Source organism: Autumnicola lenta (genome assembly GCF_031846515.1).
GTDB classification, from domain to species: domain Bacteria; phylum Bacteroidota; class Bacteroidia; order Flavobacteriales; family Flavobacteriaceae; genus Autumnicola; species Autumnicola lenta.
The window spans coordinates 1-16,228 of sequence record NZ_JAVRHO010000032.1; the positions used below are offsets into that span (position 1 = coordinate 1).

Sequence of the window (16,228 nt, forward strand, 5' to 3'; positions counted from 1 at the left end):
TAGTTTCCTGCCCAAAAAACCATCCATCAAATATCAAACTCGCCAGACACAACAGCTGGCTATTTTTTAATCGAACTCAGGTTACTAATGCAGGAATATATAGCGATTAGTTGAACTGCCAATAGAATACAAGCATAATATTACCATTCATCGACAGGTTTCTTTCTTTATCGAAGGAATAGAAGTCACTGATTTAAATTTTAATAGTACTTCTTTAGTAAAATTTCCTACCTCTTCAATTCAGCGGGGATGAAACTCTATTCCTAGAAAAAAGTAAGCTCTGCCCACAATCTACACATGTTCATAAAGACAGAGATTATAAGCAATCCTGCTTCTTTCAGTAGACAAAAACAGAAGTGGTAAAATTACCGTAATATAGATTTCCTAACCGCTATAAATTCCTGAAAATCGGCAACTTGTAGAGAATTAAATTCGATCTAAGTTTATTAAAAAGTGTATTTAATCGATTATTTAGGTATTTCATCGAGTTTTATTGTGCGCAGTGAACTTACAATCTACATTCGCCACGTTAACAATCTATTAACCCCAATTTTACATTTATTAAACTCAACTCTTATGAAAAAAATTACTTTTATTTTACTTGCCTTTATTGGAACAACTGCTTTTGCGCAGGAAGGTGTAACTGCAACTAACCAAGCAAGTGCCGATATTGTAAGTCCAATTACTATCTCTGAAAGTACTGACCTTGTTTTTGGCAAGGTTGCCAACAATGCAGCAGGAAACGTTATAGTCGGTACAGATAACTCGGTATCTGGTACAGCAACCAGAGTAGGTGGTACTACTCCAACTGCCGCGGAATTTACCGTAAATGCAGCTCTTGGTTATGGTTATACTGTAACCTTACCTACTGATAACGAAATTACTTTAACTAATCAAACTACCACTGGATCATCAATGTTAGTTAATAATATAGTGCACAATAGTGATAAAGTAGGTGATGGTGCAGATGAAACTTTTCAGGTCGGAGGTACTCTTACCTTGGCAGCTGACCAGGTTGTTGGAAACTATACAGGAAGTCTTCCAATAACTGTTGCTTACGAATAGAAAATTATTTAAGTAGAAAAAACGCCGCCCATGTGGCGGCGTTTTTTTATCTTATACCTCAATCAGTCCTAAAACTCATGAATAAAGCAGTTGTCCTTTTCTTTTTGTTGTCGGTGTTTTTTTCGGCAAAGGTTTTTGCCCAGGCATCTGCATCGGCAACGGTTACGAGCAGGGTTACGGTGATTGATCCTATAGCGCTGCATAAAACCGCAGATCTGGATTTTGGTAATGTAATAAGCGCCTATAATCCGGGAAGTATTATCCTTTCACCAGATGGTTTGCGGACCGCTTTTGGAGTGCAGATTTCCAACTCCTTACCGGGAAATGTGACTCCCGCAGAGGCTGAAGTTACTCATGGAAATAATAGTTACTCAATTACCTTGCCCGACTCCTACATACTATATAATACTGAAAATCCCAACCAGGCGGTGATCCTGGATGATTTTACTGTGGATCCTATACAAGGTAATGGAGTAGACCTGCTAAGAATTGGTGCTACCCTCAATTTGGAAGCCAATCAGTTTTCGGGACTTTATACAAGTCCAGACGGTTTTAATGTTACTGTTTCCTATAATTAATTTTCATGTTTCCTTAACGTTTTTATTACTGTTTTACTGCCTTAGTAACCAGTAATTTAAGCTCATAAAACCCCAAATAAGCTTTAGGATATGATTAAACAACTACTTAGCTTACCCCATCTTTCTCTCTTGTTCATTTTGCTTTTTTCTTTTGGAAATAGTTATGCACAGGGAGATCTTATGATCATGCCCAAGAGAATTGTTTTTGATGGTTCGCAGCGTTCGCAGGAAATCAACCTTGCCAACACGGGAAATGATACGGCTGTTTACGCCATTTCTTTTGTGAACTATAAAATGACGGAATCCGGAAATTTTGAACAGGTTGAAGAACCGGAAGAAGGACAAAATTTCGCCGAGGATTTTCTTAGATACTTTCCAAGAAGGGTAAGCCTTGCCCCTAATGAGGCTCAGACTGTCCGGGTACAGCTTACCCGTACCGGAAATCTCGAACAGGGAGAATACCGTTCCCACATGTACCTTCGCGCTGTAGAGGAACAAACCGCACTGGGAGAAGAAGAAGCTGAAGAAGGAGAAGGAATTTCAATTAATATTAAAACAGTTTTTGGAATCAGCATTCCGGTGATCATCAGACAGGGCGAATCTACCACCCAGGTAAATTTGGCAAATATCGGGTTGAACAGGGAGATTGAAACACCAAAATTATCACTGGAACTAAACCGCAGCGGAAACATGTCCACCTATGGAAATATAGAAGTTGAGCATATTTCAGCTGAAGGTACTTCTACACAGGTAGGAATAGTAAAAGGAGTTTCTGTTTATACCCCCAACAGCCAAAGAAATTTTTCTTTTGAGCTGCGCAATGCCGGTGATATTGATCTAAATAACGGAAAATTGCTTATCACCTATAAAACGGAAGAAGGCAAAGTTTACAATGAAACACAATATAACCTGAACTAGTCCCAAACAAAGTTCTATGGTCAATAACTACTATTTAACCTACAATTTTTAAATAAATGAGGAACCTAAAGTTTTTTCCTTGTTTATTTTTTGCCGTTCTCTTTTTGGGGAGTTTTTCGGTGCGGGCAAATATTGGTAAAACTTCAGAAGAAGTTGTTCCAATATATGGACCCCATCAAGATGTTTTTGTTCCCTTTTTAGCAGAAAAAGAGCAGTTGACTGCTGTTTTTGTACCCACCATTACACAACAGCCTGTAAGTAAGACAGTTTGTAACGGCAACGTAGCAACTTTTGAGGTTAAGGCAACAGGTTCAGGAACCTTATCTTACCAGTGGTTTGCCAACAGAGGCTCATGGTACGCACTGACCCCAGAAAGTGAACAACGATTTTTCCGTAATTATAATACTTCCACCCTCACGGTTCAAAACTGGACGAACAACGAGGGTACAGTTAGGTTAAGGGTGGAGGTGACAGATAACTCAGGCTCTGTAACTTCTAACGAAGTCACTCTTAATGCTACAAGTGGAACTCCCCCGTCAGTTTCTGTACAACCTACAAACAAAAATGTTTGCGTTGGGGGTAACACCAGTTTCCAGGTTAGCTCTTCAGGTTCAGTTTTTCAATGGCAGGTAAGTACCAATGGAGGTACCTCTTTTTCAAATCTTTCCAATGGTGGTAATTATAGCAATGTAACTACAAATACTTTAAATATAAATAATGCTCCTCTGGCTTTAAATAATTATCGCTACCGGGTTATAGTGGGAACTGGTTGTACTACAACTTCCAATGCTGCTACTTTATCTGTTTCTGCCGATGGACCTGTTATTAGCAGTCAACCAGTAAATCGGACAGTTTCTATGGGTGCCAGTACAACTTTCCAGGTAGCAACCTCGACCACAGGAGCTACTTTTCAATGGCAACGAAATGTTTCCGGGACATGGACGAACGTAACAGGAACCAATTTTACCGGATCAACGACTAATACCCTTACCGTAAACAATGCTCAGTTATCCCAAAACGGAAGCCGGTTTAGAGTAGTACTTAAAAACAGCGCTGGATGTAGTACCACTTCAAATGAAGCAACTTTAACTGTAAATCCTCCAACTGCGTGTGCCTACAATACCAGTTCTACTTCAGTCCTTTCGCAGCCCCAGATTCCTTGTATAGATATGCCTTTACGGTCGAACCTCGTTTCCAGTAATATGGCTGTTGGACAACATTTTGTGATGAATGTCATAAAGGGTCTGACGTACCAAGTGGCTACGGGAAATACCACTGCCCCTTCTAATCAATTAGCCTTAACTGTGTTTAAAAATGATGCACCCACAGAACCGGCAATTGCTTTTTCATATCAAAACACCGGGAATCCTGTAACAAATGCTAATAACGTTTTAGTTTCGTTTACACCAGAATTTTCAGGACAGGTGAGGGTGTTTCTAAACGTAGCGGGAAATTGTACGGCCACTACTCCCACTAATATAATCGTAAATAGTAATGTTAGCGGGGGATCAAACATTTATGACGATCCTTTAACAAAGGGTACAGATAACTGGATAGGCCATATTTACGATGGAGCATCTTTTAGTAACTACCTTGGGTATTATTCCGAACCACTGGAAACAATCGATCAATATTTTGGTGGCGATTTTAACTGCTTTCCTGTCTATTCAGATGGAGAGATAAGAGCAAGAATTTACACAGAAACGTTTTCTGTAAGGTACAGGATGAATTCCAGCAAAGATGGATTATACACAGTGAACCTGGGTTCTGACGATGGCGGAAGGTTATATGTTGACAATAGTTTGGTCTATGATAATTTTGTAGACCAGGATTATCCTACCAGTTATAAAACAGGAATTTTACTTAGTCTGAATAACAGTGAACTAACATACGAATATTATGAAGGCCCGGATAATAACCGTGTGACCTTTAGTGAACCGCAGTTGGTATTTTCCAATGAGCTTACCACCAATCAAGATCAGACGGTTTGTATGGGCGGTGCAGCAAATACAATTTCCGGAAACATAATCGGAGCTCTCCCCTCGGGGATAAACATTCAGGGATCAGGTTATCAATGGACATACAGTTTGTCTCCAGATGGAGAGAGAACCTCTGTTGGAGGGGCTACCCAGGCTACATATACTCCAGATCTTTCTACAGCTCCATTTAACAACCCCGGCACCTACTATTTTTACAGAAACAGTATCCTCTCGAGTACAAACAATTTTGGGGCAACTCCTTCTCCTTACATTGCCACCCATGAGTCTAACGCGGCTATTATTACTGTAAGCTCACCTACAGTGACAGTAACAACGGAAAATAATTCTATTTGTATTGGAGAAAATACGCAATTAACTGCAAATTTCTCCGGAACAGGGCCCTGGACGATATCAGCTAATTTCGGCCCTGCCGGTATGTTTGTAGTAGAACAAAATCCGTATACCATTGCTGTTACCCCTGCTGAAACCACTACCTATACCATAAGTAGTGTTACCGATGCCAATGGATGTACAAGTAATACAGCAAGTTCTGTTACCGTTAGCGTAAATACAGATAACACCTGGACCGGCAATACGAGTACCAATTGGAATACGCCCTCCAACTGGAGCTGTAACTCCCTGCCTACTCTTGCTTCCAACATTGTTATTCCTTCAGGTTTAGAAAATTATCCGTTGTTGTCACCAGGTAACGACGGACTGTCAAATAACATAACCGTAGAAACAGGTGCTTCAATAGAAGTTAATGCCAACCAGTTACAGGTTGCCGGGGCAATTACCAGTTCCGGTAGTTTAGATGTCGAAAACGGAAGCATGGCCTTTGTAGGGAGCACAGCCCAGGTAATTCCTCTGGGAGCTTTTACGAATAACCGCATACAAAACCTGACTATTAACAATTCCGCAGGTGTTTCTTCCGAAGCAATTATAGAACTCACCGGAATATTAAAGGTCGAAAATGGCAATTTTAAGACTGGTAATCAACTTACCCTTATTTCCATTGAAACTCAAACTGCATTAATAGACGGTTCCGGAAATGGAGAAGTTACAGGGCTGGTCCATATACAGCGGTTTATGGATGTGGCTTTTGGATATAAATATTTCAGTTCTCCTGTTCAACCTTCTACTGTTGGGGATTTCTTACCTTATATTGATTTGGAAGCTGCTTTCCCCAATTTTTACCGGTACGATGAAAACCGGGAAATCACAACTCCTATTGCTGATACGCTCAGCACGCATGCCAGTGGATGGGAAGCTTATACCACTTCAACTTCAGCTTTAAATGTTATGGAAGGCTATGCAATTAATTTTGGGGACACTGGTGATCCTGTAACTGTAGAACTTACCGGCGAAGTGAACAACGGAAATTTTTCCAGGACACTTTCCAATAACCACAAGGTTTTCACCAAAGGTTTCCACCTGATTGGTAACCCCTATCCTTCTCCTATTGATTGGGATGCCACCAATGGCTGGACAAAAACAAATATTGACGACGGAATTTACTTTTTCACTGCTGGAAGTAGCAATAGATATACAGGAACCTACACTTCCTATGTGGACGGAATTGCAAGTGATGGAAGATCATCAAATATTATTCCATCCATGCAGGGCTTCTTTATAAAGGTAAGCGATAGTGAAACCGGAGCCGATTTGGTAAATGGAACTTTGGGAATGACAAATTCTGTGAGGATAAACAATTTTGATCAGCCGTTTTTGAAAACCAGGGAACCGGAATTAAAACCGTTGCTAAGACTGAGTGCCAAATTTGGAAATACTGAAACAGCAGATGCCATGGTAATTTATTTCTCTTCGCAGTCCAGCACAGATTTCGAGAAAGAAAAAGATGCCCATAAAATGATGAATACCGATGTGAGCGTACCAAACCTTTACAGTATAAGTACAGATAAAAAACAATTGTCTATTAGCGGACTTCCTTTTCCAGCCACTCGTGAATACACTAAAATCCCGCTTGGTATAAGAGCCGAAAAAAGCGGAAATATGACCATTTCACTTCAGGATATACAAAACCTTCCGCTTAACTTCAATGTTTATCTTATTGATAAAGAGAAAAAGATTGGTCAAAATTTGATGGAAAAAGAAAGTTACTCATTCAATATTCAGAAAGGGGAAAACAACAGTAGGTTTCATCTAATTTTTTCTGAAGAAAAGATAACCAGTACAGCTGTTGCTTTTGATGAGCTATTCAGTGTACAAACTGACCGGAATAATTTTAAAGTAACCTTAAATCTTGAAGAGGGTCAAAAAGGAGTTTTAAGAGCCAGTACTGTGACAGGGCAGATCCTGCAGGTTAAGGAAGGCCGCGGCAAAGAAACTGTGGAATTTGGAGCGATAACGGCTCCGGGGGTATATTTTATAAACCTGTTCGTAGGCGATCAGCGTTTTTCAAAGAAAGTGCTCATAAAGAACTAACAGATGCATATGCGATTTACAGGTTTACATTTTAGATTTTTTGTCTTTGCACTGCTTTTTATTCTGGTTGCAAATGCGGGCGCACAGGAGAATCCGCCGATTCCAATTACCGTTGAAGTGAATACTGCGCAATTTTTAAATTTTGGTTCATTTACTGTTGGTTCCAATGGGGGGACAGTAACGGTTGATCCTAACGGAAACCGCACCCACGCCGGAGATGTTTATCTGCTCCACATGGGAGAAAATCCTTCTCCTGCCCTTTTTGATGTCATCGCGAATCCCGGAACCATTATTCAGATTAGTGCTCCAAATAATATGGCATTGGAAGGTGCAAATGGAGGAACTATTTATTTGAATATCAATAGCTTTAGCACCGGACAGACGTTTATTACCAATGCTAATCCGCCAAACGTAAATCCTGTTTACGTAGGTGGAACATTAAATATCCCTGCCAATACCAATCTTCCTTCTGGGAAATATACCGGCACGTTTACCCTAACCTTTAATCACCAGTAAAAGAGCAAATCCGCTTTATGCAAGAAAATTCCCCCGCTTTCTTCTTTTATGGATTCGTCAGTAAAAAAGTAGTTTTCTTCTTTTTGTTGGTACTATGCTTTGTGATTAATTCTTCAGAACTTATTGCACAGGGAAATGTACCCGAATATGATGAACTGGCAGTAGAAGTGAATATTCCAAAGATGGGGGTAATCGAGCTGCCTATTGCTATAAAAAACCAGGAAGCTTTCTTGCCCGTAAAAGAACTTTTCGATTTCCTTAAAATTAGAAATGAAGAAACAGATAACAGTATTTCCGGGTTTATTATTCATCCCGATTCTACGTATCAGATAAACCCTGCGACAAACACCATTTTTTATAAGAATCAAACTTACAATCTTTCTGAAGCAGATTTTATTGACTCCCCTACCGGATTATATTTAAAATCGGACTACTTTGGAGAAATCTTCGGACTCAACACCAACTTTTCCTTCCGAAGCCTTTCGGTTAAACTGGAAACAGATCTTGAACTGCCGGCAATTAAAGAAATGCGGCTAAAAAAGATGCGCGAAAACCTGGATCGTGTAAAAGGCGTGGTGAGACCAGATACCGCTATTGCCCGCACCAATCCTTTTTTTAAAGCCGGAACCCTGGATTGGGGTGTAATCACCACGCAACAAACCGATATAGAGAATGACAACCGGCTCACCCTGGGTTTAGGGACGATGTTTCTGGGTGGTGAGACAAATCTATTGCTCAATTATTCAACCCGCGTTCCTTTCAACAGCCGAAATCAGTTTTACCAGTGGCGGTATGTAAATAACGACAACAGGATATTTAAGCAGATTTCTGTCGGACGAATTTTCACCCGGGCTACTTCTTCTCTCTTTGCACCGGTTGCCGGGGTACAGGTGAGCAATACGCCAATGCAGAACCGCAGATCTTTTGGAAGTTATATTCTAAATGATTATACAGATCCCCGCTGGACAGTAGAACTTTATGTAAATAATATCCTTGTTGATTTTACTGAAGCTGATGCCTCGGGGTTCTATACCTTTGAAGTCCCGCTGATGTATGGGAACACCGCAGTAAGTTTACGTTTTTACGGCCCCTGGGGTGAAGAACGCGTAGAAGAGCGGGTAATCAATATTCCCTACAATTTTGTTCCGAAGAACGAGCTGGAGTATACACTTAGCGCCGGTATTGTGGAAGATGAAGACCACAGAAGGTTTTCCAGGTTAAATTTTAATTACGGCCTGAGCAATGGCATAACGGTAGGTGGTGGTGTGGAATATTTATCTGAAGTTATAAGCGGCGAAGTGATGCCTTTTGTAAATTCTTCGGTACGTCTCGCTTCAAATCTGCTCTTTTCGGGTCAATACATGTATGGCGTAAAGGGTGAGGGTATTCTTAGCTATCGCACCCCCGGCAATATTCAGATTGACCTTAATTACATCAAATATCATGAAGACCAGACGGCGATAAACTATAATTACCTGGAAGAACGGAAGATTAGTTTGTCGGCTCCAATCCGGAGTAAGAATTTCTCCCTCTTCAGCAGGTTTAGCATCAATCAGATCCTTATGCCTACTACAGAATTTACTACGGCACAGCTATTACTTTCCGGAGCAATAATGGGTGTGAGCACCAATCTTACTACCTACGGAATTTATAATGACAGGACGAAAAATCCGACTATTTACAGCTCAGTTTCGCAAACTTACCGTCTGCCAAACCAGTTTCTACTTTCCCCTCAGTTGCAGTATGATTTCAGCAGAAACCGCGTAAACAATGCCATTCTCGAACTGGAGCGTCCGGTGTTTAAAGGCGGATTTCTAAACCTGGCTTATGAAAACAACTTTATTCGCAATGCCCATATTTTTGAATTCGGACTCAGGTACACGTTCAATTTTGCCCAAACAGCCCTCACTTCCCGTATTGGCAACAGAAACTCTTCCTTTGTACAATCGGCCCGCGGAAGCCTGATGCTGGATGACAATACCGGTTATGTGATGGCAAGCAACAGAACAGCAATGTCTAAGGCAGCCTTGACGATTAGGCCTTTCCTGGATTACAACTCCAACGGAATAAAGGACCCTATGGAACCGGCTGTTCCCGGCCTGGAGCTAAAAAATACAGGCAGATTGTCTTATAATGAAGATAAAACGGTGCTAAGGATTACAGACCTACAGCCGTATATCGATATTCTTCTGGAACTCGATCCTACAAGCCTTGACAATATCGCCTGGAAAATCCCGAATCCTAAAATTAAAGTCCATACAATTCCAAACCAGTTTAAAGAAATTCATGTGCCGGTGGAAGTGATGGGCGAAGTTGCAGGAATGGTTTACATTCAGGATAATGGCGGCTTAAGTGGCCAGGGCAGGATCATCATCAATGTTCTTAATGAAGATGGAAGCAGAGCAGCGCGAATTCTTAGCGAAGGTGACGGTTACTTCACTTTCCTCGGACTAAAACCCGGAAAATATACCGCACAAAATGATGCGGAACAACTTGAAAACCTTGGATACACAGTAACTCCGGCAGAAATTCCTTTTGAAATAGAAGTTTCAGAATATGGTGATATTGTAGATACACTGGAATTTGTTCTGGAAAAATAAGGTGAAAACAAAATCAGGAATCAGTTAGCCTTCATTTTGAAAAGGAAGCAAGAACCAAGAGAAAAGACCGTTTTTCACTAAAAACTTTTCTGCGTAAATCTGCGAAATCTGCGGGAGAAATTGAGATCTGCAACCAATTCTGTTGATAATTGCCATTTTCAAGCCTTCATTTAAATAGTGGAAAGTGGAAAGAGAAAAGTTCATTTGGCTAAAACTTTTCTGCGGAAATCTGCAAAATCTGCGGGAGAAATTAAGCCTTACCATCACATTTCAGAGCGATAATTGCCGTTTTAGAGCCTTCCTGAAAAGTGGAAAAGTTCATTTGGCTAAAACTTTTCTGCGGAAATCTACGGACTCTGCGGGAGAAATTGAGATCTGCAACCAATTTCCTGCCGATAGTTGCCATTTTTAAGCCTTCATCTGAAATAGTGGACAGTGAAAAGTGAAAAGTACATTTGGCTAAAACTTTTCTGCGGAAATCTGCCAAATCTGCGGGAGAAGATGAAAACTGCAACCAATTCCCTGCCGATAATTGCCATTTTGGAGCCTTCATTTAAATAGTGGAAAGTGAAAAGTGGAAAGTTCATTTGGCTAAAACTTTTCTGCGTAAATCTGCGAAATCTGCGGGAGAAATTGAAATCTGCAAACAATTCCCTGCCGATAATTGCCATTTTTAAGCCTTAAAAAGTGGAAAGTTCACTTCGCTGAAACTTTTCTGCGTAAATCTGCGGATTCTGCGAGAGGAATTAAGCTTTACCATCACATTTCAGAGCGATAATTGTCATTTTGGAGCATTCATCTGAAATAGTGGAAAGTGGAAAGAGAAAAGATGGATTTGAACTATTCACTCTCCACTTTTAAACTTTAAACCTTGAACTCTTTAAACCACATACCACATCAAAAGGGACATTCCCAAACCAACAAACGCAATAATGGTGGTCATCATGGTCCAGGTTTTAAAAGTTTGCTTTTCAGTTAAACCCAAATACTGGCCCACCAACCAGAATCCGCTGTCATTTACATGAGAAAGCACCGAAGCTCCTGCAGCAATAGCAATTACGATTAAGGAAGTCTGACTCATAGAATACATTCCGTCGGTTAAAACAGGTGCAGTAATTCCCGCTGCGGTGATCATTGCCACCGTGGACGATCCCTGTAAAATCCTTACCAGTGCAGCTACAATAAAGCCAAATAAAAGCGGATTAAAAAAGGTATCATTCAATCCTTCTGCAATCATCTCCCCCGCCCCGGTGTTTATAAGTATCTGCTTAAAAGCACCACCGGCACCTGTTAGCAAAATAATGATCCCGGCCGCCTGGAACGATTTTGTGGCCACTTTCAGTAAATATTCCTTTTGCATTCCGCGTCTCACTCCAAGAAAATACCAGGCGATTAAATTGGCAATTATCAATGCCGTAAAAGGATGTCCAAGAAGTTCGACAATATAGAGAATACTTTCGGGAATATTAGCATTGGCGAAAAATGGACTTCCCAATATCGTGTTGATCACGATAAGAAGAATTGGAATAAAAATGATAGAAATGATTAGTGCCGGTGATGGCGCCATTTTTTCATCATAATCCTCCTTTTCTTCAAAAACCTTAGGTTCTATAAAAATTTTTTTTGAAATAAAGCGGGAAAAAACAGGTCCGCTGATAATGGCTGCGGGTATTCCCGCCAAAAATCCGAAGACGATCACCCAACCCAAATCGGCTCCCAAAATATCTGCTACGGCGATTGGACCGGGAGTTGGAGGAATAAAGGCGTGCGTTATTGCCAATCCTGCCAGTAACGGGAGCGCATAGAGGAGCAGCGATTTTCCTGTCCGTTTACTTAACGCATACGTAATCGGCACGAGGATAATAAATGCAACATCAAAGAATACAGGAATAGCCACTGCAAACCCGGTAATCATCATGGCCCATGGTGCATTTTTTTCACCGGTTTTCTTCAACATATAAGAAGCCAGCCGCTGCGCGCCACCAGACTGTTCCAGAATTCCGCCAAAAAGTGCGCCCAGACCTACAACAGTGGCTACAAAGCCAAGGGTGCTTCCCATCCCGTCTTTCATGGTTTCCAGGATTTCCCCCGCTGGCATTCCTGCCATCATTCCAACCGCAATACACACGATTAGCAGGGCAAGAAATGCTTGGATTTTGAGTCGTAAAATGAGGAAAAGCAGCAAAGCAATTCCTATAAAAACTGCAGAGAGTAATTGTATGTCCATTAATTATCTATCCATTGTGTGTGAAAAAACTTTCCTCTTGGTTCGTCTGTACGCTCGTAGGTATGGGCCCCGAAGAAATCCCTTTGCGCCTGGATCATATTTGCCGAAGACTGGCCAGAAGTAAAACTGAGCAGATAATTTGCTGCAGAAGATAATACCGGCAGCGGATAGCCTGCCTGTAAAGCCTGTCCAACTATGCCCGTAAGCGCAGCTTCAGAAGCTTTAATAAGGGAAATAATATCTGAATGCATAAGTACATTTTCTGAAGGTTTTTCTTTTAAAATATCAATCAAATCTTCCATAAAGCTTGACCTGATGATACAGCCATTGGTCCAGATACGGGCAATTTCAGAAAGGTTAAGTTCCCACTCATAAGTTTTTGAAGCTTCCAGCAGCAAATCAAAGCCTATGGCATGATTAATTATACTTCCCGCTTTATAGGCCTTAAACAGATCATCTGATATTTTCTGAATATCTGTAGCGGATTTAAATTCGCGATTATAAGCATCCATTGCGCTTACACGCTCCTGCTTTTTCCCGGAAATATTCCTGGCAAGAACTGCCGCGGTAATAGTATCCAGCGGCACGCCAAGTTCCAGTGCTGCATTTGTCGACCAGCCGCCTGTTCCTTTTTGTTTGGCAGCATCCAGGATTTTATCGATCAGGAATTCGTTATCTTCTTTTTTCCGGAGAATATCTACAGAAATTTCCAGCAGGAAACTCTTCATTTCTTTGTTCCATTCTTCAAAAAGAACTGCAATTTCCAGCGGAGTGGTATTGGCGCCAAATCTTAAAAAATGATAGGTTTCTGCAATTAGCTGCATCTCCCCATATTCTACTCCGTTGTGCAGCATTTTCACAAAATGTCCGGCTCCGTCAGGTCCTACATGGGTACAACAGGGATTGCCATTTTTATCTTTTGCAGCAATTTTTTCCAGTAGGTCACCCGCCCTGTTATAAGCATTTTCGGGACCTCCCGGCATTATCGAAGGACCTTTTAAAGCACCTTCTTCCCCACCAGAAATTCCGGCACCCATAAAAAGAATTCCTTCTTTCTTCAGTATTCCTTCTCTTTTTATAGTGTCTTTATAGTGGGAATTTCCGCCATCTATAATAAGATCGTCTTTTTCCAGAAAAGGCAGAAGGCTTTCAATAACCATGTCTACCGCGGGACCGGCATTTACCATGAGGATAATGTTTCGAGGCCGCTCAAGGCTTTCTATAAATTTTTTCAGGTTATCAAACCACGGAAATTCATAAACCAGCTTGTTTTCTTCAGCAAAATTCCTGGCAATATCTACTTCCAGCTCCTCTACATGGCGGTTAAAAACTGTAATATCCACTCCCTTTGAAGCAAAATTTAAGGCAAGGCTTTTCCCCATAACCCCAAGTCCCACCAAACCAATACGAGGCTTATTTTTCTTATTAAGTTTACGCATTATTTCCTCCAGGATCTCCTCTTTAGATGCCTCTACATTTATATGAAAACCGTAATTTGGCATTTCCAGGGTATCAAACTGGGATTTAAGCAATTCCGGCTTAAAATAATGATCCTTCCTGGCAGAGAGTCGGTTAAGAATAGTTTCATACTCACTATGAAGGAATATCCAGGTAATATCTTCTTTGGGTATAGATTGTAGTTGCTTGCGGTATTTTTCTTTTAAAGCAGAACAGGCCAGAACGGCACCATCCCCTTTTTCCCATTCGGAAATTTTATTTGCCAGCGTTTCAAGCCAGCCGGAGCGGTCGCTATCCTGTAACGGAATTCCATCCTCCATCTTTTTCCGATTTGCTGAAGGATGAAAATCATCTGCATCATAGAAAGGAACATCTAATTTCTTTGCCAGAAGTTTCCCTATAGTTGTTTTACCAACCCCGGAAACTCCCATTACAATGTAAACCTGCATGTAAGTTTTAGTTATAGTTAATATTCAGAATTTTAAGTTTTTTTGATGAGGCACCCATTACAAATTCGGCTGTTTCACCAGCTTTCTTTCCGGTTAAGGCTCTTGCTATAGGGGCTACAAATGCAATTTTTTGTTTTTTAACATCGGCTTCGTCCACACCTACAATTTGAAATTTTTGGGTCAGCTCTTTTTCAAGGCCAGCAAACTCTACCAGCGCACCAAACCTTACCTCCTCCTGAGCCTGCTCTTTGGGTTGAATAATTCTCGCAGAATTTATGCGCTCATTTAGAAGTTTCACTTTTCCGTCTATTACAGCCTGCGCCCGTCGCCGTTCCATTTCATTTTCAGGGCCCAGGGCGGCCCTTTCCTGTTCAAGTTGCCTTTTTTCCTCCAGTAGTTCCTCCATTCCCACCGGCGTCACATAATTGGTAGCGCCTGCCGGCAATGCCGCTCTTGGGGGTATAATTGGTGCTTCTTCCTGGTCTTCTTCTTTTACAAATCCTCTGCTCATTTCATCATTTTCTATAAAAATTAACAATATACTCAAATTTTATACATCCTGAAATCTAAAGTTCTACGGAAAAGAAATTATCACTGCGGAATTACTATTTTTGCCGTTTTAGATGATAGGCTGAACTTTAGTTTCTGAAATTAATGTAGAGAATATGAAAAAATTACTGGTGATTGGATATGTGTGGCCCGAACCCGACTCTTCTGCTGCCGGAAGCCGAATGATACAGCTCCTGGAGTTCTTTTTAGCTGAAAATTATCAAATCACCTTTGCCTCTACTGCTCATAAAACTCCATTTATGGCAAATCTGGAAGAATTAGGAGTTTTAACTGAAGAAATAGCGGTAAATGATCCCGATTTTGATCGTTTTTTATACAAACTGAACCCTGAAGTAGTTCTTTTTGATCGTTTTATGATTGAAGAACAGTTTGGATGGCGTGTAGAGAAAATTTGTCCTGATGCTATTAAGATCCTGGATACCGAAGACTTACACTTTTTGAGGAATGCGAGGATGGAGGCTCAAAAATGGCAATTATCGGCAAAGACTGTTTATATGGATTCAGAATTAACAAAACGGGAGATTGCAGCTATTTATCGCAGCGATCTTAGTTTAATTATTTCTGAAGTTGAAATGCAGATCCTCCAGTCCGACTTTGGGATTAGTGAAAATATTCTTCTGTACCTGCCTTTTATGTTTAATCCGGTTTCTGAAGAATATATTCAATTTTCTCCTTCCTTTAAGGAACGAAAAAATTTTATAAGCATTGGAACGTTTAAACATAAACCAAACTGGAATGCCGTTCTCAGGCTAAAACAGGAGATATGGCCGCTAATCAGGCAAGAACTTCCAGAAGCGGAAATTCATATTTATGGCTCATACCCCACTAAAAAAGTGCTGGATTTACATAACCCCGAAACAGGATTTTTGGTAAAGGGACGTGCCGGAAGTGCTTCTGAAGTGATGAAAAACGCAAAAGTTCTTCTCGCTCCGCTTCAATTTGGAGCCGGACTAAAAGGTAAATTTATAGATGCTATGCGTTGTGGCACTCCCAGTGTCACCACCAGAATTGGTGCCGAAGGAATTTCTGAAAAGAATAACTGGAGCGGGTTTATCGAAGATAAAAACGAGGCTTTCGCAGAAAAAGCAGTAGTATTATATACAGACCGGGAAATATGGGAAAAAGCTCACCACGCAGGATTTTCAATTATTAACAGTCGGTTTTCAAAAGAATTTTTTGAGCAAATCTTCAGAAGAAAATTGCAGAAGATAAAAAGGAGCCTTATTTCACATCGCAAGTCTAATTTTACAGGTTCCATGTTGCGGCATCATTTGCACAGGAGCACCTACTTTATGTCCAAATACATCCAGGAAAAAAACAAGAAAACCGCCGACTAAAAGCCGGCGGTTCTCACACGAAAATGAACATTTACCAAGAAACGTCCAGCATTGTTAGTGCGCTAAATTTATGCGGGAAGCCTGAC

Annotated in this window: 11 protein-coding genes; 7 read left to right on the forward strand and 4 right to left on the reverse strand. The window is 40.8% G+C overall.

The genetic code is table 11. The annotated features are described in order from the left end of the window. Positions 1–576: 576 nt before the first annotated feature. The 6 genes from RM545_RS15885 (at position 577) to RM545_RS15910 (ending at position 10,101) form a co-directional block, all read left to right on the forward strand. Positions 577–1,065, forward strand: coding sequence for a DUF4402 domain-containing protein (locus RM545_RS15885; RefSeq protein ID WP_311496273.1), 489 nt, complete (start codon positions 577–579; stop codon positions 1,063–1,065). Positions 1,066–1,142: 77 nt separating this feature from the next. After that, entirely contained in the window at positions 1,143–1,643 is a 501-nt protein-coding gene (locus RM545_RS15890; protein ID WP_311496274.1) for a DUF4402 domain-containing protein, read from the forward strand. 90 nt (positions 1,644–1,733) lie between these two features. Continuing rightward, entirely contained in the window at positions 1,734–2,561 is an 828-nt protein-coding gene (locus RM545_RS15895; protein WP_311496275.1) for a fimbrial biogenesis chaperone, read from the forward strand. A gap of 56 nt (positions 2,562–2,617) precedes the next feature. Next, complete coding sequence (locus RM545_RS15900) at positions 2,618–6,985, forward strand: DUF8693 domain-containing protein (RefSeq protein WP_311496276.1); 4,368 nt, start codon at positions 2,618–2,620, stop codon at positions 6,983–6,985. A 9-nt stretch (positions 6,986–6,994) separates the two neighbouring features. Further along, entirely contained in the window at positions 6,995–7,501 is a 507-nt protein-coding gene (locus RM545_RS15905; protein ID WP_311496277.1) for a DUF4402 domain-containing protein, read from the forward strand. A gap of 17 nt (positions 7,502–7,518) precedes the next feature. Next, on the forward strand, positions 7,519–10,101 hold the full coding sequence (locus RM545_RS15910; RefSeq protein WP_311496278.1) for a hypothetical protein: 2,583 nt from the start codon (positions 7,519–7,521) through the stop codon (positions 10,099–10,101). Between the two features lie 250 nt (positions 10,102–10,351). Here the strand turns inward: RM545_RS15910 and RM545_RS15915 are convergent, their stop codons facing one another. From RM545_RS15915 to RM545_RS15930, 4 genes are all read right to left on the reverse strand, one after another. After that, positions 10,352–10,654, reverse strand: coding sequence for a hypothetical protein (locus RM545_RS15915; protein WP_311496279.1), 303 nt, complete (start codon positions 10,652–10,654; stop codon positions 10,352–10,354). Between the two features lie 327 nt (positions 10,655–10,981). Beyond that, on the reverse strand, positions 10,982–12,328 hold the full coding sequence (locus tag RM545_RS15920; protein WP_311496280.1) for a GntP family permease: 1,347 nt from the start codon (positions 12,326–12,328) through the stop codon (positions 10,982–10,984). After that, entirely contained in the window at positions 12,328–14,235 is a 1,908-nt protein-coding gene (gndA, locus tag RM545_RS15925) for an NADP-dependent phosphogluconate dehydrogenase (protein WP_311496281.1), read from the reverse strand. Before gndA ends, RM545_RS15920 begins: the two co-directional genes overlap by 1 nt. Positions 14,236–14,242: 7 nt before the next feature. After that, entirely contained in the window at positions 14,243–14,782 is a 540-nt protein-coding gene (locus RM545_RS15930) for a GreA/GreB family elongation factor (protein WP_311496282.1), read from the reverse strand. Positions 14,783–14,900: 118 nt separating this feature from the next. Here RM545_RS15930 and RM545_RS15935 point away from each other — a divergent pair, with 118 nt between their 5' ends. After that, positions 14,901–16,142, forward strand: a complete 1,242-nt coding sequence (locus tag RM545_RS15935) for a glycosyltransferase (RefSeq protein WP_311496283.1) — start codon at positions 14,901–14,903, stop codon at positions 16,140–16,142. Positions 16,143–16,228: the final 86 nt, after the last annotated feature.

Coding starts and splice junctions, on each gene's coding strand:
- RM545_RS15910 (WP_311496278.1), top strand. CDS start 7,519: ATGCAAGAAAATTCCCCCGCTTTCTTCTTTTATGGATTCGTCAGTAAA.
- RM545_RS15895 (WP_311496275.1), top strand. CDS start 1,734: ATGATTAAACAACTACTTAGCTTACCCCATCTTTCTCTCTTGTTCATT.
- RM545_RS15935 (WP_311496283.1), top strand. CDS start 14,901: ATGAAAAAATTACTGGTGATTGGATATGTGTGGCCCGAACCCGACTCT.
- gndA (WP_311496281.1), bottom strand. CDS start 14,235: ATGCAGGTTTACATTGTAATGGGAGTTTCCGGGGTTGGTAAAACAACT.
- RM545_RS15915 (WP_311496279.1), bottom strand. CDS start 10,654: ATGAAGGCTCCAAAATGGCAATTATCGGCAGGGAATTGGTTGCAGTTT.
- RM545_RS15900 (WP_311496276.1), top strand. CDS start 2,618: ATGAGGAACCTAAAGTTTTTTCCTTGTTTATTTTTTGCCGTTCTCTTT.
- RM545_RS15890 (WP_311496274.1), top strand. CDS start 1,143: ATGAATAAAGCAGTTGTCCTTTTCTTTTTGTTGTCGGTGTTTTTTTCG.
- RM545_RS15905 (WP_311496277.1), top strand. CDS start 6,995: ATGCGATTTACAGGTTTACATTTTAGATTTTTTGTCTTTGCACTGCTT.
- RM545_RS15920 (WP_311496280.1), bottom strand. CDS start 12,328: ATGGACATACAATTACTCTCTGCAGTTTTTATAGGAATTGCTTTGCTG.
- RM545_RS15885 (WP_311496273.1), top strand. CDS start 577: ATGAAAAAAATTACTTTTATTTTACTTGCCTTTATTGGAACAACTGCT.